The organism is Trinickia terrae, from assembly GCF_005144415.1.
In the GTDB taxonomy this organism is placed as follows: domain Bacteria; phylum Pseudomonadota; class Gammaproteobacteria; order Burkholderiales; family Burkholderiaceae; genus Trinickia_A; species Trinickia_A terrae.
In genome coordinates, this window is the sequence record NZ_SWJE01000018.1 from 1 (window position 1) to 16,993 (window position 16,993).

Sequence of the window (16,993 nt, forward strand, 5' to 3'; positions counted from 1 at the left end):
GTCTCCAAGACGCCGGATGTGCAAAACCTGCTGTCGCAGCAGTCGGACTTGATGAACGCAGCGTCAGCAGCGGGGCAAGTCGTGGCGCAAAGTATCGGTGCTTATGCCGATGCAAAGCAGAAGGAAGCGCAGGATGAGGCGAATGCAGCGGCGAAGGCGGGCGATACGACCGCAGCGGCGCAGTATCAGGCCGAAGCCGATTCGTGGGCCGAGGGCGGGTCGAACCGGGTCGCGCTACACGTTGTGGGTGGGGCGCTCATCGCCGGGCTCGGCGGGGGGAGCCTCGGCGCTGCCGCACAGGGAGCGGCGGGGGCGGGCTTGGCTGCGGCGTTCGCGGGCAAGCTGAACGGCCTGGCGGACAAGATCGGCGATGCGACGGGCTCGATGACGCTGGGTAATGTCGTATCGAACGTGCTGGCGACGGCGGGCGGCGCATTGGTGGGGGGCAGTGCGGGGGCGTTCGCGGCGGCGAATGCGGATTTGTATAACCGCAGTTCAGGCAACGGGGATGGGACCGGGGGGACGGGAAGTCAGGTGTTGGATGCGGTGCTTGCGTTGCTGCCGGGCAGCCCCGTGCTGCGCAATCAGGTGGGGATCTATGAACAGCAGTTCGTTGGTATGGTGCAAGCTGGCGCAAAGGCCATCATCAATGCGCCGCACTGGTTCCAGGTGGCTCAGGGTATCAATAACGGATTAAGCGCGGGCCTTGACCTGGGAGGTGATGGGCCGACCGCGAGCCCGGGAATGGCGGTGATAAACTCGGCGGCGCGACAGGCAGTTGAGGCCTCGCTGGGTACTCCGGGCTATGTGCCGGATAATGCGACGCTGAATAGCGGGGACGGTGGTGCTGATTCGTCGAACGCCAACAATTCAACAACCCAGTCGGGAAAAGCCGATCTTGGAGGCACTAAAGTTCCGCCTTCGATCTGGGTGGCGATGGAAAGTTACCTGTCGGCATTGGTGGGACGGGTACGCCAATCCCGATGGAGCCGACCAGCAACCCCAGTGCCACAGCAGAGCAATTTGCAAGGGCAGCGTTCAACGGCCAGACGCCGGTCAAGGTCGTGAACAACATTACGGGTGAAGGAAGTTGGGTGGCTATCATGCCTGACGGAACGGCTATTACCTATCGGCCTGCGGGACAGGCTTCGTCGGCAACGGCAACAACCACGGCGACCGTTGAAATCAACAGCGCAGTGGTTAGAAGTATCAACAATGGCAATGTGGCTAAGTTCAAATTTCCCAGCAAGTGAGAGACGGAATGTTCTCGTTCCCAGCCAATGATTATCAACAGCAGCTTATTGTTGCTGGTCTGGATGATTTCACGCCGAATGCTGCGCTCCCCAATTTTTGGGGGGGGCAGTATGGGGCAAATCCTGAGGTGTGGAAGCAGGCTGTACTAGACTTCCTTTGCATAAATTTGAGGTGTGGACTTATTGAAGCTACGCACAGACCTGAGATTTCGCAACACCGCGATGTGCAGGCACTCAAAGTTATCTTGACGCAAGGGGATATGGAGAACGGTCTACCAGCCGATATTGTCTGGGACGTTTTGTACTTCAACGGGACAGAAATGCTCAACGCAATGCTTGAAGGCGCAAATATGCGCACGTGGGACGCGCTCGCGCTTGGCCCCGATTCACGCTTTATTACTGAGCTAACGAGTCTCTATGAGCGTAGCGCTACCGAATAGTTAATCAGGCTATGTGCCTGATACAGCGATACTAAACAGTGGTGGCAACGTGACCCGCCCCGGGAATTGTGGAGGCTGGTTGGCTCAAGCGAATACCGGCACAGCAGCTGTAAAGCGTCCACCAGTTCTGGCGACGGGACCCGCAACACGCCTACGCCGCCTCCACCGGCAACACCACTCTAAACCGCGACCCCTTACCCAGCTCGCTCTCAACATCGATCCGTCCGCCATGCTGCTTCACGATGCCATATGAAATCGACAACCCGAGCCCAGTCCCGACCCCAACCGGCTTGGTCGTAAAAAACGGATCGAAGATACGCCCCAGATACTCGGGGCTGATCCCTTTACCCGTATCTTCGATCTCCACCCATACGTGCCCCGGATCCTGGCCCGTGCGCAGCGTGATGCTCCCATGCCCTTCGATGGACTGAGCCGCATTGACAAGCAGATTCATGAAAACCTGATTGAGCTGCGACGGAATGCATTCGATCTCGGGAATCGGACGGTAATCCCGCACCAGCTCGGCCTTGTATTTGATCTCGTTCCAGGCAATCTTGACCGTGCTCTCGAGATTGGTCTGAAGGCACGCCACCTGTTTCTCCATCCGGTCGACATGCGAAAAATCCTTCAGGCCTTGAACGATGTCGCGCACTCTTTGCAAGCCGTCCGTCGATTCCGCAAGCAGGGCGCCGACGTCTTCGCGCAGATAGGCTAGGTCGATCTCCTGCTTCAGTTTCGCCATCGCCGCACGGGTGTCGGGCGTCATCTCGTCTTCGCTCGCCTCATAGGCGGCCAGCGCCTTGAGCAGATCGCCGACGTACTGCTTGAGCGTGCCGAGGTTGGCATTCACGAAGCCGACCGGGTTGTTGATTTCGTGGGCCACGCCTGCCGCCAATTGCCCGATGGAAGCCATCTTTTCCGATTGCAGCAATTGGCTATGGACCTGCGCGAGTTCGTTGATCAGCTTCTCCTGGCGCAGCTTCTCCACGTGCAGTTCGGCGTTCGTCAACGCAAGCTGCCGGCGATCCTTCTGGAAGTTCTCGACGGCCTTCGCCATCTCGTCGATCTCGTCGTCGCCGTGATCGAGCGCGAGCGCATGCGTCTCGCCGCCGTCGCTGGTCCGCAAGCTGAGACTCACCTGCTGCAGTCGGTTCAGCACGTGATCGCCCAGGAATACTCGAGTGAAAAGCCACGCAAACAGGAGGCTCAGCGCAAGCAGCGACGCGAGCCAGCGCTGATTGCGCTCCGAGGTCTCCGCCAATCCCTCTACGGCCACCTGAAACTCTTGGGTGTATTGATCGGACCTCGCTTGAGCGGCCGCCGCCATCGCACTGGCCTCTTGACGCATTTCGTCGCGCAGCCGCCGCGTCGAATCCTCCACGCCAGGAGCGGGCTCGTCGGTCGCGGCGTCGTCGGCGGAGGGGAGCGCTACCCGTTTGCCGAGCGCTTGCAGTTGGCTCTCGCGCAATTGCGCAACGATGTTCGCCGTATTGCGGAACAGCTGGCTCGACTGGCGCAGGTCGAGGATGGCCAGATCGTTGTTGGTGGTTGCCAGCAGGTCGGACAGCGCATCGAAGCGTTCCAGGCGCCGGACGATGCCCGCATAGCTCTTGCGCATCGCATCGAGCGAAGCGGCGTCGGCGAGCTGAGCCGATTCGCGCTCGATGAGCAGGGTCTGCTGCACGAGCTCCTGCGCGTGCTGCATTGTCACCAGCTGGTCCTTGGCCAGCGCGCGTGTCGCGCTGGTGGCGGTGCGCAAGGAGTAAAGCGCGGTCAATCCGCCCACCACGATCAGGAGGGACAGCACGAGCGCCGCAATGAGGATTTGCAGGCGCAAGGAGCGCGGTAGAAACCGGTGTCTCATGTGCGTATGTCGACGGGCGAACCGCCAACGCGCTAGCGTCTCCATATGCTCCGATAGATGTTCCTGTAGCCGTTGTCCGGGTCGAACTGTCCGCGCAGGCCGCCGTCGAATGCGATGTTTTCCGTGGTCACGAGATGCACGGGGGCGATATAGCCGGTCACGGGTTGATGGGACAGCAGGCGGTTCAACTCGTCGATCAGCTGCCAGCCCTGCATGTTGAGCGGCTCGGCAACCGTGCCGGTCTGGAACGTGCGGGCGCGGATGCGCAGGAAGGCCGCCGCGCTGCCGTCGCCGGCGGAGAGCATGCTGATGCTGCCGCTCGCGCGTCCCGTCTTGGTCAACTCCGGCGCGGCGTAATCGAAGTAAATGTCGTTGATCGCCAGCGCGTAGTTCCAGTCCTTGCCGTACTTGGCGAGCAGATCCTTGGTCACGGCCGGCATCAGGGCAGGGCTGTTGGAAAGCGACACGTCCCGCACTTCGAGCAATCGGCAGCTTTTGCAAGCGCGGATCACCTCGGCCATCGCGTTTGCCTTGGCTTTGGCGATCTCGTAGTGGTTGTCGGTGAACACCACCACGTTGGCCCGTCCGCCCGATTCCGTAACGGCGGCCATTGCCGTCACACGCGCGACTTCGAGCGTATCGGTCGAAACGTTTACCGCAACCGGCCCGCCGTGCATCGGGCCGGCGTTGGGCCCGACATGCCATCCGACGATTGGGATGGCCGCGTCGGCGAACGGCTTGAGCGGGGCTCGCAGTTCCTCCGCGTCGGCGCCGAGGATGATGACCCCGTCGGGCTTTATCGCGAGCGCGGAGTGCACGGCGTCGTGCCGGCCGGCTGCCGTTCCGCCTGAGTCGAAGATCCGCGTCTTCCAGCCGATTACGCGCGCGGCTTCCTGAATGCCTTGCGCGACGCCGAGAACGCCGCCGTTGCGCAGGTCCTCGCTGAGGATGGCGATCGTGGCTTTCGGGTATGCCGGCGGGCCGGATTGCGGGCCGCTCCAGCGCAAGCTGTGCTCGCTGGCTTTCACGACGATCGAGCGCATGTCGGCGGCGCTCGGCGGCTGCGCCGGCGCGGTCTGGTTCGAGGCCATCGCGGGCGTGACGGATGGCACTTGTGCATATCCGGGCAGCATCGCCGTCATGGACAGGGTCAACGCAAGAAACAACCGTTTGTAGTTTGAAAGCATGTAAATCTCCGGAACGTCTCCAGACCATCCGCGACGAACTGAGATCTTTGGTGTCTCCAGCAATACGTCAGGGGCGAGCGGCCGCGGGTGGTGTCTCCCTTGTGTTTACGGCCGATTTGAAAAGGGGCTTGACCTCCGGTGCGCTAGCGAAAACCCTCACTTCAAGCGCGGTCCTCGACGACGGTGACCGAGAAGCGCGTGCCTTCGGACTGCTCGAAGCGCCGTATTTGCGCGATGTGGTGGGCTTCGAGCACGCTGTCGCGTGTTAGCAGCAGCATGCCGCGCGGCGTGCGCAAATCGTCGGCGAGCTTCATGCCCGTCTTCAGCTTCGCCGTGTCGATGCAAATGTGCTCGATCGAGGGTTGGGCCGCGCTCAGGCGCTTGATGAACAGGCTCACGAGGACCGGGTCGTAGCGGATGCCCGCCTGGCTTTGCAGGATCTTCAGGATCTGCGTGTCGATCAAGTGGCGTCCGAGCAGCGCGCCGGAATGCAAGTCCTCGAAATCGCGGACGATCGCGAGAACGCGCGCGCCGAGCGGAATCGCTTCGCCGTTCAATCCATCGGGCGTGCCGCGCCCATCGTATCGCTCGTATTGCAGCCGGATCAGCCCGCCGGCGTGCTGCAGATTGGCCACCGGCATCAGCGTCATTTCCGCGTGCAGGGGGTGCTGGTAGTAGAGCTGCGCTTCGGCCGGCGTGAACTGGTCAATCGACTTTTGCAGCAAGGCGTCGGGCAGCGCGAGCTTGCCGATCCCGAGGAGCAGCCCCGCAAAAAACAACTCCTGGGCCTCGAACTCGCTCATGCCGGCATCGAGGGCGAGCTGCTTGGCGAGCTCGGCGACTCGCGCGGACTGCCCGCCCAGTGCGCCGCAGCGCATTTCGATCATGTTCGCGCAGACCTTCAGCATGGCTGTAAAGCTGCTCTTGAGGTCGAATTCTGCGCGTTCGAGAAACAGCACGGTCTGCTTGATTTCTCCGGTTCGAGCCAGCACTTCGGCTTCGAGCGTGGTATTGAAAGCCTTCAATTGCTCGTTCTGGACGCGAGTCAACTCGAGCAGGCGAGCGGTCTCGCGGCGCAGCTCCTGCTGCTCGAGAGCGCGGCGCAAGGTGAGCAGCAACTCCTGGTCGTGCCACGGCTTTTGCAGGTAGTGATGCACGCCGCCTTCGTTGATCGCGCTCACGACGGAGTCGATGTCCGAATAGCCGGTCAGGATGATGCGGGCCGTTTGAGGGTAGTCCGCATGCACCTTCGTCAGGAATTCGGCGCCGCTCATATGAGGCATGCGCATATCGGAGATGACCACGTCGATCGGCTGCTGCGCCAGGATATCCAAACCGGCCGCGCCGCTTTCGGCTGTAAAGACGCGATATGACGTGCGGTGAAGCAAGCGTTTGAGCGCGGACAGAACACCGGGCTCGTCGTCGACAATGAGAATGGCGGCCGATTGCTCCGGCGCTGCGGTATTGCCGCTGTCGACAGCGTCGGCGGCAATATTCCTTTCCCCCGGATTGTTCATCGCAAGCTCCTGTCGTTGGGCTTTGTGGAGAATGGCCTTCACTCATTAACGGCTGCACGGGAAATTTCCGATAGTCGGGTTTTCCACGGAATTAGTTATTTCATGAATTCATTACTAATTGTACTTTGCGCGGCTTTGCGAATAACAAAAAAATAATTGATGGCCTATTGATCGCTAATATCTCAGTGTTGGCGTTTTTTGTTGCACGTTTTCAAATAGCCAATTCGGATATTCGAAGCTATTGAACGGTTGTTTGAGATGACAGCGCATCGCTGGTGCATCACGCGCGTTCGCGTCTACCCGGGCTTGTCCCAGGTGGGCAAACACCGCGCTTTGAACGCATGGGGGGCCGGCTTTCCGGCCTTGTCCCGCCGTCGTCCCGTCTAAACGAACCCCATTGTTCGCGTTTCGCGAATGACGTATTCGGCCGTTATCCCGTAACAGGTTCTCATGTGCGCGCACCACAGCGCGCTGTTTCGCTTCGAGGACGGCCGTTGCATCGAAGGCCTGTGCACGGGCGCTGCGCTCGACGGGCTGGCTGTCGAGGTCGATGCCGCGGGGTGGGTCGTCTTGGGGCGCTAGCGCGGCTGATCGGGCAAGTCCGCCGTTTGCGGAATCATCGCGGCTTGACCATGCAAGACGCCGTGCTCGTCGATCAGCTGCCAGACCGTGGCGCGTTCAATCCAGAAGCGCCGTCCATGCTTCGAGATCCGCACGCCTCGATATCCGGTCACGAAGCCATGACGGGTAACCTGGTCCAGAAACGCTTGCCGTTCGTGCCGTTCCGGCGCTTCGGCTGAAAGACGGGACGGAAGGGCAGTGAGTTCATCCCAGCCGTAGCCGAACAGCGACTGCGCGCGCCGGTTTCCATAGACGAACACCGGATCTTCCGCCGTGTTGTGCGCAAGCAGCCCATACGGCGCCTCGTCATACAGCCAATGCATCGCATCTTCGGTTCGCTCGAGCGGGGGAACCAGGGGCTCGCCGAGCAGTCTGGCGTAGCTGCCGGTCAGCAGCTTGAAGAAATCGATGTCGTTTCGGAAATCCATGTACGGGTCCTTTGATACTGTGTCCGGTCGAATGGAACGGGAGAAAGGACCCCTATTATCCCGCGCGGCGCGACGCCGCGCGGGTCGACAACACCAAGTCTCATTGATGCTGTTGCTGCAGATACTGCCGCACGTTGTCGATCGACACGCGCCCCGAGTGCGCCGTATCGATCTCATCGAAGTGCTTCGCGATGAAACCCAAGCCGCTGCTTTGCGCCTGCGCCTTGGTAATCGACGCACCGTTGCTCAGCACCGTATTCGCGCCGAGCCGCGCTTCGAGCCGCTGCTGAGCCTGCTGCTGCAATTGCGTGCCGGTGGAGGGCGCCACGGGCGCCGGGCGGTTGGCCGGGAAAAACGGCCCGTCCACGCCGTGCCCGCCCTTCGGAAGCGTAACGGGCGCCACGGCCTGGGTGGTCGCCGACGCCTGCGCGCTGCCGGCCACGGCACCGAGAACGATCAGCGGCAGAACGCGCCGCAGCATATCGATTGGAGACATGATCACTCGCCAAAGATGAATAAGAACGATGAATAAGCGGGAGGTCCCCGGAAGGGCGGGGACCCATTCCTTCAAGGTTACTGCGCCGCCGCCGATTGAGCGATGGCCGTCGGCGTGCCGGCAGGGCTTTCGTCCGGCCACGGCGCGGGCAGCGTCCACAGCGTAAGCGCAAGCGGAATCGGATAGCCGCGGTAGTAGCTCACGAGGTCGCGCTTCATCTGCGGCCGCGCCACGTCGTCGAGGTACGTCATGTGTCCGCCCTGGAAGAAGTTGACCTGCAGGTTCGGGGTCAGGCCGGGCACCGTTTGCAGGCGCGCGAGCTGTTTCTCCGTGTTGAAGAAGGGCGTGGCGAGATCGTGGAAGCCGTTCTCGGCTAGCACCTTGAGCTGCGGGTTCAGCGTGAGGGCGCCGAGCAGGTCAGGCAGCGTGTCCGGCAGGGGCTGGCCGTCGTGCGAGAAATTCCAGACCTGGATGATGTTGTCGTTCAGCGGCATGAAGGTCGCATTCGGCGCCGTATAGCCGAGGTAGTTCGGCAACTGCGTCTGCAGCGCGGTCGTGAACGGCTGCGAGATCAGGATGTCCGACGGGTCCGAATCGTTCACGAGGCGCGGGTCCGAATTGGGCAGCGACACGCGTCCGTCGTAGCGGCCGATCGTGGTGCCCGGCAGCAGCGTCGTGTTGAACGGGTTGACGTTGAAGTAGCCCTGCAGCGCCTGCAGCGTCAGGCTCGATGGCCATTGCCACGCCGCCAGCGTTTGCTGGCTCGGGAATACCGGCGTGCCGAGCGCGTCGGGAATGCCGAGCTGGCTCAGTGTCCACGACTGCGCGTACCTCCGGAACTGACGGTAGTTGTCCGTGACGAAGTACTGCATTTGCAGCGCGTAGAGGCCCTGATCGAGCGGCGCCGGGGAAACCTGGTTGTAGTACGCCGCCACCTCAGCGTAGCCGGGGAAATAGCCCGCGAGCGTATCGGTATCGAGCTGCAGGCCCGCCGTCGAACTGGTGATCGCGGTGGCCTCGATTGCGTCGGCGAAGTAGTTCAGGATCGACGACTGCAGCACGATGCCCGTCAGATGCACGCCGGCCGATTCGAGCGCGAGCGCGAGCATGTCGGTGCGCGGCGTGCCGTACGACTCGCCGTAAAGATAGATCGGCGAGCCGCTGCGATTGTTGGCCGTCAGGTAGCGCGTGATGAAATCGCGCATGACGTCGACGTCCGGATCGCAGCCCCAGAAAGTCTGGTTCGTGTTCGGCAGGATCGCTTCCGAAAGCCCGGTGCCCGGCGGATCGATGAACACCATGTCGGTGGTGTCGATCAGGCTCTGCTCGTTGTTGACGACCGGATAGTTCGGCCAGTTGGTGAGCAGCGGATCGGGCGTCGCGACGCGCGTCGGCGCGAATGAGCCGAGACGCAGCCAGATCGACGACGAGCCCGGACCGCCGTTATAGAAGAACGTGACGGGGCGCGGCGCGCCGTTCGTGCTCGGCGCCGTGTAGGCCACGTACGACATCGTCGCCTCCGGATTGCCCTTGGCATCCGATGCCGTCAGGTGGCCGGCTGTCGTCGTGTAATTGACGGTCTTATTGCCCGAGGTCCACTGGTAGTGCATGACCGCCGCCTTCTCGGCGACTTGCGATGGCGACAGTCCGTCGGTCGCATTCGGCGAATAGGCGACGAGGTCGACATACGGCTGGTTGGCCGCTTGCGATTGGGCGTCGGCCTGTGCCTTCGCACTGACTTGACTTAGCGCACTCGTCGCCGGCGACGAGGAGCCGCCGTCGCCTCCGCCGCATCCCGCGAGAATCAGCATGCCGACGATCAATGCGCCTGTGGCGGTCAGCCGGACGGAATGCCTGCGGCGGCTGCCGTTAGAGCTACGGTCTGGTTTCATTTGTGTCTCTGTGATGGGTGAGATACCGCTACACGACGGTGGACGTTCGACTTGCTTGGTTCAACAGCCCGAATACGGATTACAAAATGAAATGTGCTAAAGAGAACTAATTACATGAGGCAGAAATGAATGAGTAAATTGTGCTGTTTCCATCCTCTTTGCTTTGGATGAAAGAATTGGTAATAAATGGAGGCAGAGGAAAAATAGAATCCACCATGGGACTTTGTCAAGTCGTGTTTTTTATGCAATTCGGATTGAAGCGCGGAGAGGTTCCGTTTTGCCGACGGCGAACGAAGGCGCCTAGCGCCAGGTTGCCGCGCTCTTTGAGGAACAGGGCGTGCAAGCCCCGTTACATTGAGAAACAAATTTGCAAAGACAGGTTCATCTTCTTATTCGCTTGATCGATAAAAATAGGAGGTGAGAATTGCCCGCTATTCGTTTCGAGTTAAAGAAGTCATTCTCGTCCTGCAATTTATCGACTGTAGGCTTGGCGTAATGCAGGCTGCGCCAGATGGTTTCAAGGAAGATGTCAACGATCACGGATATCAAGTAATCTGGCTGGCCGACTATTCACGTGAACGATTGCTACATTCAGGAGAGCATCAGTCATGGTGGGAAAAAAACGAATTCATGCTGCACTTCTCGCCGCAGCGATCGCCACATGTGCGCCGGCCTGTCAGGCGCACAACACCACCGACTGGCTGGCGAACACCTATGGCACTCTCGCCGCCCACGTGGGCAACACCGCGCGGTCCATGTGGGTCGCGCCCGAAGGCGTCATCTATACGGCCTCCAACTGGGACGAGTACGAGGGCGGCGTCGCGATCTACCAGAACGGCCGCAGCGCCGGCTCCATCGGCATTCACAACGAGTTTCAGGGCGGCGCCATCACAGGTAATGCCACGTCGATTTTCGCGGCGCTGCAGTACAACAAGTCGTCCGGAAGCGGCGCGGTGGGACGATACAACCGCATCACCAGGACGCGCGATCTTTTCATTCAGGTCAGTGCGTGGAACAACGAGCCTCTGGTCGACGTCATCACCGGACTCGCCACGGCGGGCTCGCTCCTCTATGCGAGCGACTTCTATGGCAATCGCGTCCGGATCTACACCACCGGCGGTGTCTGGCAGCGGGACATCGACGTCTCGAGCCCGGGCGCGCTCGCCCTGGATGGCGCAGGCAACGTCTGGGTCGCACAGAAGAGGGCCGGCACGATCGTCGAGTTCAGTCCGGCCGGTGCCCTGCTGAACACCATTCAGATGCCCAGCGGGTCGCAGCCGTCGGCGCTGTATTTCGATGCGTCATCGGGGCCGCTCATGGTCGGGGACGAGGGCCCCGACATGAACATCAAGCGCTACAGCCTCTCGGGCAGGCCGACGCTGACCGGTACATTCGGCGTTCAGGGCGGTTATCTCGACACCACGACGGGAATCAAAGGGCAGGTGGGCGCGAAGCGCTTCACCCGCGTCACCGGCATCGGCAAAGACACCGCCGGCAACCTCTATGTGCTCAACAACCCGTGGGGCGGCGGCTGGGACCTCGGCCGCAACGGCGGCACCGACATTCACGCGTATGACAGTGCCGGCAACCAGCAGTGGACGCTTCAGTCGCTCAACTTCGAGGGCATCGCGGCCCCGGACCCGGCCACGGATGGCGCCTTGTTCTATGGCGGCACCAACATCTACACCGGCAGCGCTGGAGGCACCTTCGTCGCGAACACCGTCGATCCGTTCACCTACCCGTCGGATCCGCGCATCGACGTGAACGATACCCAGCGCGACGAGCATTTCGGGCAACTCGTCACCGTCGGCGCGAACCGGATCTTCGTGGCGTCAGGCCAGAACCCGCCGATCTTCTACTTTTTCCATTTCAACGCGGCGAACGGCTACATCGCCATTCCGGATGCATCGATTCCAGGCGCCGCGTTCAATACGACCCGGCGGGTCACGAGCGGATTCTGCATCGACGGCAAGGGTAGCGTGTGGGCGGGTCTGGACAAGACCGGGTACATCTACCGCTACCCGCTGACCGGCTTCGACGCCAGCGGCAAGCCAACATGGGGACCCGGTATCCCCATCCGCATTCCTGCGAGCATCCAGCCGCTGACGCGCATCGTCTACCTCGCGGACAGCGACACGATGATTCTCGCGCAGGGCATCGTCGGAAGTGCCGACTGGACGTCGATCGGCACGCGGATCGAGGTGTATCACGGCTGGAGCGCGGGCAATACCACCGCACCCAATCCGGGGATCAAGCTCACCACCGCCGGCGCCAAGTCGATCGACGCAGCCGGCAACCATCTCTTCGTCAGCTACTGGTTCAGCAGCAGCGGGACAGCCAGGCCGGACATCGACGCCTTCAATCTCTCCACCGGCAACCTCGACGCCACGCTGGTCAACACCAATAGCGGCGCCGTGGACGCCAGCAGCGCCATGGATTCGATGTACGGCATCAGGGCATACCTTCGATCGACGGGCGAATACGTGGTCACGAAGAACAACGTCAAGGGCAACAGCATCACCGTTTATCGCTGGACGCCCTGATCGTGCGTTATGCGCCCCAATGGGTTGCGAGGCCGCTGATGCGCCGAAGTGGCTAGATACGAGGTTGTCCTTCTGGCCGAGCAGATAGACGGCTGGCCGGTACTGATTGCCGTATGCGTTCCATGTCTGGGCTGCGTGCAGCACACGGCGTAACGTGCCCATTTAATTTGACATAACGTAATTTATCAATCGTTTAGTCATGCGGTAAGATAATTGAAAGTCAAATGCTCACGCCAAAAATCAGCCGAAAAGCAGCTCCCAAAAGCGGTTTTTCCTTTTAAGCGACCACTTACGGAGGCCAACTGGAGGCCACCCATGACAAAACGACAGCGACCATTCCTCACCAAACACAACGCCGCATCGCCGAGCGAGTTCCTGTACTACGCGAGCGGCATGCCAATGAAGTATCTAACCCGCATCCTCCAGCGCCACGAGCGCACGGTGAAGGCATGGATGGCCGGAAAAGCCGTCATCCCGCCTTGGGCAGTCGCCGTGCTGCGCCTACGTCACCTTGAGCACGAGCTAACTCTGGACCAAATGGGCGTACAGGCCATCCAACGCGAGCCTCAGCCCATCGTCCAGCGTCGACCAGCCGCAAACGAACCGCACTTCGTTTGTCAGCTCCGCCTAGACATTGCCTGAGCGACGAACGACCATACTCGCAAAAAGCCGCCCGCAGGCGGCTTTCTAAACCGACGAGCGAGGAACGCAGGTCTTTTCAACGACCTCTCGCACGTCCCACCGGATAAAACCGCCCGTCGGTCCTTTGCGCTGTATCTCCGTGACATACTCAGCGACGCGTTTTTCTTGCCCTATTTCCTATCGCCCATCGCCAAAATTAATTACGTATTTTGGGACCCTTCTTTTTTAAACTGCGACTCAAGCCACGCGACAAGTGGATTTAAAATTTCTTCGGTTTCTTTAAAGTCCACAGACTGCCCTGATGCAATGAGTTCTTGGAAGAAAAGAGAAAAGTGATCCTTCTTTGGTTTTTTTGTATTAAATTTACTCATTACCGTATTGCAAACATCATCCTTATATGCGGCCTCCAGTGCCTTTCCTTTAAAATTTTCACCAAACTCATCTAGTGTCTTCACATGATCGGCGGAGATTAGACCTTGCTCAAGGTATCGTGTCTTTTCTTTCTTCCCCGCATCATCTCCATCCAAGATGATCCGAAAATCAATACCCCACCCTCTGAACAAACTAATTAAAGGTGTAATCGCACCAGACCCTGTTGCTGGAAATACGCTGAACCCTCCCCAGCTCTTGCATAGTTTTTTAAGGAAATATGTGAGAGGGTGGTAATCAAATTTCCCCTCAACCACTAACGCATTTTTTGTTTGCACCAACGGACTAAAGGATACATCGAGCGCATCCAAAACCGGCTGAAAATAGGTCACCAAATGCGGGTATGAGCCGACAAACGTTTTATACTTCACAGCCTTGATGTCAGTCTCCCTGACCGTATAAAAATCAAGAGCCTCCTCGGCGTCATAATCTGCGGCAGCATTCTTTACGATATACGCCTTCTCAAGCCAGGTGGGGTTTATCATATAATGCGAATGAGTTGAGTAAACAATATATGCAAATCGATTTGCTATTTTAGAAAAGCTATCGAGAAGCTTTATTTGGGCTCGAGAGTGAAGGTTCGAAGCAGGCTCGTCGAGAAGAAATATCGTCCCAGCTTCACTCTTTCTGTTTACTCGAAATTGAGTAAAAAGTAAAAACGAAAAAAACCAGCGAAATCCAAGTGATCGCTCTGATAGGCTATACGTAGACTGCCCATCGACAATAGATACTTCTACGTATGGAATGTTATTGTTATCGGGATCGAGTAACCAATCTATGTGCACCCTTTTGCCCGTCACCTGTCTTCCGAAGATCTCATTCCAAGACCCGAAAATTACTTTACTCATCTCGCTTGAGGCCTTTTGGAGAACAGCATCGATCTGCTTCTTTTCGTCGCTCCCCCAAAGATGGGACAAGAAATTTACATCCGGACCATGCCTTCCTTGACGTCGCTTGATTCGATCGACAACGTGTGTCTCAATGCTGATTCCTTCCCCTTGGGCATCTAGTACATCTTGTAGAATTTTTCGGTAGTAGTTGTTAATCTCATCACCATTATCCTCAAGATAAATTCGGTTCGGAAAATCAAACAAAAACGTTGGGAAGTATACTGTTTTCGGCAAACGCGCGCGAAGCACGTCAACGCCAATTAACCAATTCGCTTTATCTCTAACAGGGGAGTTCGGTGAGCCTCGATACTCTTTAGTCTTTCCAGTTTTGTCGGATCTGATTTTAAAAGTAATGCCCCATCGGGTAATTGTCTGATCAAATGTGCTGTCCTTGAAGTTATAGCTTCTTTCGATAAGAATGGATTTTTGCATATGATCAATGTCAAGCTTAAAATTGCGCTCCCGATAAGCGTTTTCCACAGCCTTTATATCCATATCATCCAACACGACTTTCGCTGATATGGCTATAGCGCCTGTAAAGGCCGCTTTTTTCTGTTTCGGTATCAGATCTCCGTATGCGGATCTTTGACGAACCGTACCTACTAGATTTGCCGCCTCCTCGTCTTCGGTGCCAAATAATGAAAGTGCCTCAAGAATGGTTGTCTTTCCACTCTCATTCAAGCCGACGAGTGTAATAATATTGCCGGGCGCTCCAGTGGTTAAGTCGATTCGCGCCTCTTTAATTCCTTTGAAATTTTTTATTTCAAAATATTCAATCTTCACGTTGCCCTCGCAGCAAATATCGAAGAGAAAATTTCTTGACTTGACCTCAACGTCAGTATCTACTCTCGATTCTGACGCAACCGAAGGGCCTACGCAATGCCTCGCTTGTGGCGCCAATTGTCGATCGATCAAATCATTGTGCGTGAGACGAACACCCGAATTCGATATTTCGAGTAAAATCTTCACGAATTAAAACTTGACAAGGCCTCTTTTCCCTGGTCTTGCCTTGGAAGCAAACCCAAAGTGCAATTGAACAAATTTTGAGCAGGTATTGAACCGCCGAGGCTATACGTCGCTTTCGCGGCCGACCAGCCACATCGAGATGTACTCTCTCAGGAGATCCAGGCTGAACGATTATTGTCGACCGCGAAGCGGTAACCGCCATTATTGGGGGGAGAGCGTCGAGCCTGGACATCTTCGCCAGTTACCCCCGGCTAATCCGCGATGAACCCCCAAAAACCGCCTAAAGGCGGCTTTCTTCACTGAACTACTCAACGCTTCGCAGTTCGCGCGTATGCCATACGCGTGTAACGAGCACATCTCCGGTATCTAGAACGTAGGCGCTACGGCCAAACTTCGCGGGCCACTCGCGGAACTCCATATGAGGAGCGCCGATCCCAGGTTCTCCGCAATAAGATCGGCGGCTTCGAGAATCACTGACGCCGCACGTCGTGCAGCCTCAGGACTGTGTGGGAAAAGAAAATCATAAAGACGCGCGACGTCATCCAGCGCGTCCGGGTGCCAAATCAGCGAGGACATCCGCTGCGCTTACCTAACGCCAAATCGCCCAACCAAGCCCGAGCACGCTCATGCGACACCCCAGACGTACCCGACAGGTAGGAATCCATCCGCGCACGATCGATCTCGACCGACAACGCGTCCGCAAACACAGCAGCGACGTACTCATCGACCGATCGTCCGGAATGACGGGCAGCCATGAACCCGCAGCGCATGTCAGTGACGCCCGCCACAAGCCAGACGAGCGTATGGCATAACGAATCTCCACCTGATGTTGGACTCCACGATACCGCCGACTTCAGGTGCCGCTTTACTTCCCTACCCCCGGCGATTCGATCGTCTTCAAGACGTGAATCAGCCAATCGAGCTGTTTGAACTGTTTGTCGCCCAACTTATTCTGTTGGTGAATGGGAAGAGTTTTGTCGAAGGGGCTCGGGTCATGGAAGATCAGCCGACCGTCGTGGGCCATGAGGCATTGCAGGTCATAGAGCAGGCTCAGCCTTCGCGGGCGGTCTTTATCGACGAAGGCGCGAAGCCGCTTGAGGTCGGCAAGGGCTGTGCCATACGCCAGGGGAGCATCCGAGACGCGCTGACGCAATTTCGTGATGACCTGCGAATCAGACTTGGTCTTGGATTGGCTGTTCAAAACGACGCCGCCGAGAATCCGGACCGGGGCCGCTTGCTCCTTCAGCGAAAGAAAGGCGCGCGTCCCCCATGGCGTATCGAAAACGTCCGTGGTCTGCAACGTGCTGAAGCCCTCCGCCCTCAGGCTGCCCATCGTCTTGACCTGCTGCTCAAACTCCCTGGCGTCCCCGCCCGGCTTGGCTTCGGACAGGTACACATTGTTGTGCTGCTGAAAATAGTAGACGTTCTTGTGAGCGCCCTGGGTGGTGGCCACAGCAAGATTTGCCTTCCCCTCCTGTAGTTCAGGAAAGGCATTGAGGAAATGCTGGTCGTTGGGATTGAGCCCGAGCACGCCCGTGTCTCGGGCCTTGACGTATTCATAAAGCGTGTCTGCGAACTGCTCATTCGATTCGTATGCCTTAGTACCGCCGAGCTGCCTCGAATATTCAACGCGCGCGGTCTGCAGCTGCGCGGCCGATACAATTCCTTTCGCTTCAAGCAAAAGGCGGACGGCACTCCATACGGAATCGCTTTGGATCTGCGTCGTGTCGTCGACCACGGTCCCGACCACTTCCTTTCCCGCAATCTTCAGCGGCATGGCGAAATTTCCTCATCGAGTTCCGATTCCGGGATTCGGACCCACCTC

General features: G+C 58.4%; 13 protein-coding genes and 2 pseudogenes. 6 read left to right on the top strand and 9 right to left on the bottom strand.

Annotated features, from left to right (window positions below; translation table 11 throughout):
• The 3 genes and pseudogenes from FAZ69_RS33440 to FAZ69_RS27705 all read left to right on the top strand — a co-directional run.
• Positions 1-1,068 (top strand): annotated as a pseudogene (locus tag FAZ69_RS33440) (hypothetical protein); the annotation flags it as partial.
• A complete protein-coding gene (locus tag FAZ69_RS27700) occupies positions 1,065-1,253 on the top strand; it encodes a hypothetical protein (protein ID WP_136898292.1) in 189 nt (62 codons plus the stop codon). The pseudogene FAZ69_RS33440 and the gene FAZ69_RS27700, both read left to right, overlap by 4 nt.
• Before the next feature lie 8 nt (positions 1,254-1,261).
• The gene (locus FAZ69_RS27705; protein ID WP_136898293.1) at positions 1,262-1,693 is read left to right on the top strand and encodes a hypothetical protein; all 432 of its coding nucleotides are present in this window, start codon (positions 1,262-1,264) and stop codon (positions 1,691-1,693) included.
• A 151-nt stretch (positions 1,694-1,844) separates the two neighbouring features.
• Here the strand turns inward: FAZ69_RS27705 and FAZ69_RS27710 are convergent, their stop codons facing one another.
• The 3 genes from FAZ69_RS27710 to nosR all read right to left on the bottom strand — a co-directional run bounded on the left by FAZ69_RS27710 (position 1,845) and on the right by nosR (position 6,261).
• Entirely contained in the window at positions 1,845-3,557 is a 1,713-nt protein-coding gene (locus tag FAZ69_RS27710) for an ATP-binding protein (RefSeq protein WP_136898294.1), read from the bottom strand.
• Between the two features lie 32 nt (positions 3,558-3,589).
• Positions 3,590-4,648 carry a substrate-binding domain-containing protein gene (locus FAZ69_RS27715; RefSeq protein ID WP_439654806.1) on the bottom strand — a complete coding sequence of 353 codons (1,059 nt, stop codon included), beginning with the start codon at positions 4,646-4,648 and terminating at the stop codon, positions 3,590-3,592.
• Positions 4,649-4,905: 257 nt separating this feature from the next.
• A complete protein-coding gene (gene nosR / locus FAZ69_RS27720; RefSeq protein WP_136898295.1) occupies positions 4,906-6,261 on the bottom strand; it encodes a response regulator c-di-GMP phosphodiesterase, NosR family in 1,356 nt (451 codons plus the stop codon).
• 441 nt (positions 6,262-6,702) lie between these two features.
• Here nosR and FAZ69_RS27725 point away from each other — a divergent pair.
• Positions 6,703-6,843 (top strand): annotated as a pseudogene (locus FAZ69_RS27725) (Rieske (2Fe-2S) protein); the annotation flags it as partial.
• On the opposite strand, the gene FAZ69_RS27730 reads toward FAZ69_RS27725, so the two are convergent.
• The 3 genes from FAZ69_RS27730 to FAZ69_RS27740 all read right to left on the bottom strand — a co-directional run bounded on the left by FAZ69_RS27730 (position 6,840) and on the right by FAZ69_RS27740 (position 9,698).
• Positions 6,840-7,310 carry an MEKHLA domain-containing protein gene (locus FAZ69_RS27730; protein WP_136898296.1) on the bottom strand — a complete coding sequence of 157 codons (471 nt, stop codon included), beginning with the start codon at positions 7,308-7,310 and terminating at the stop codon, positions 6,840-6,842. The pseudogene FAZ69_RS27725 and the gene FAZ69_RS27730 sit on opposite strands and share 4 nt — an antisense overlap.
• A 100-nt stretch (positions 7,311-7,410) precedes the next feature.
• Positions 7,411-7,806 carry a 2-oxoglutarate dehydrogenase gene (locus FAZ69_RS27735; RefSeq protein ID WP_136898297.1) on the bottom strand — a complete coding sequence of 132 codons (396 nt, stop codon included), beginning with the start codon at positions 7,804-7,806 and terminating at the stop codon, positions 7,411-7,413.
• Positions 7,807-7,883: 77 nt separating this feature from the next.
• Positions 7,884-9,698: a S10 family serine carboxypeptidase-like protein gene (locus FAZ69_RS27740; protein WP_136898298.1), complete on the bottom strand. Its 1,815-nt coding sequence runs from the start codon at positions 9,696-9,698 to the stop codon at positions 7,884-7,886.
• A 608-nt stretch (positions 9,699-10,306) separates the two neighbouring features.
• On the opposite strand from FAZ69_RS27740, the gene FAZ69_RS27745 reads away from it, so the two are divergent.
• Together FAZ69_RS27745 and FAZ69_RS27750 are read left to right on the top strand one after the other, a co-directional pair.
• Positions 10,307-12,241: an SMP-30/gluconolactonase/LRE family protein gene (locus FAZ69_RS27745; protein WP_136898299.1), complete on the top strand. Its 1,935-nt coding sequence runs from the start codon at positions 10,307-10,309 to the stop codon at positions 12,239-12,241.
• Between the two features lie 315 nt (positions 12,242-12,556).
• Positions 12,557-12,883, top strand: a complete 327-nt coding sequence (locus tag FAZ69_RS27750; protein WP_136898300.1) for a hypothetical protein — start codon at positions 12,557-12,559, stop codon at positions 12,881-12,883.
• Positions 12,884-13,083: 200 nt separating this feature from the next.
• Here FAZ69_RS27750 and FAZ69_RS27755 read toward each other — a convergent pair whose 3' ends face one another.
• The 3 genes from FAZ69_RS27755 to FAZ69_RS27770 all read right to left on the bottom strand — a co-directional run bounded on the left by FAZ69_RS27755 (position 13,084) and on the right by FAZ69_RS27770 (position 16,945).
• The gene (locus tag FAZ69_RS27755; RefSeq protein WP_169708780.1) at positions 13,084-14,985 is read right to left on the bottom strand and encodes an ATP-dependent nuclease; all 1,902 of its coding nucleotides are present in this window, start codon (positions 14,983-14,985) and stop codon (positions 13,084-13,086) included.
• 549 nt (positions 14,986-15,534) lie between these two features.
• Positions 15,535-15,744 (bottom strand): type II toxin-antitoxin system RelE/ParE family toxin, encoded by a 210-nt coding sequence (locus FAZ69_RS27760; RefSeq protein WP_240702491.1) that lies wholly within the window; start codon positions 15,742-15,744, stop codon positions 15,535-15,537.
• Positions 15,745-16,033: 289 nt separating this feature from the next.
• Positions 16,034-16,945: a hypothetical protein gene (locus FAZ69_RS27770; RefSeq protein WP_136898303.1), complete on the bottom strand. Its 912-nt coding sequence runs from the start codon at positions 16,943-16,945 to the stop codon at positions 16,034-16,036.
• Positions 16,946-16,993 lie beyond the last annotated feature (48 nt).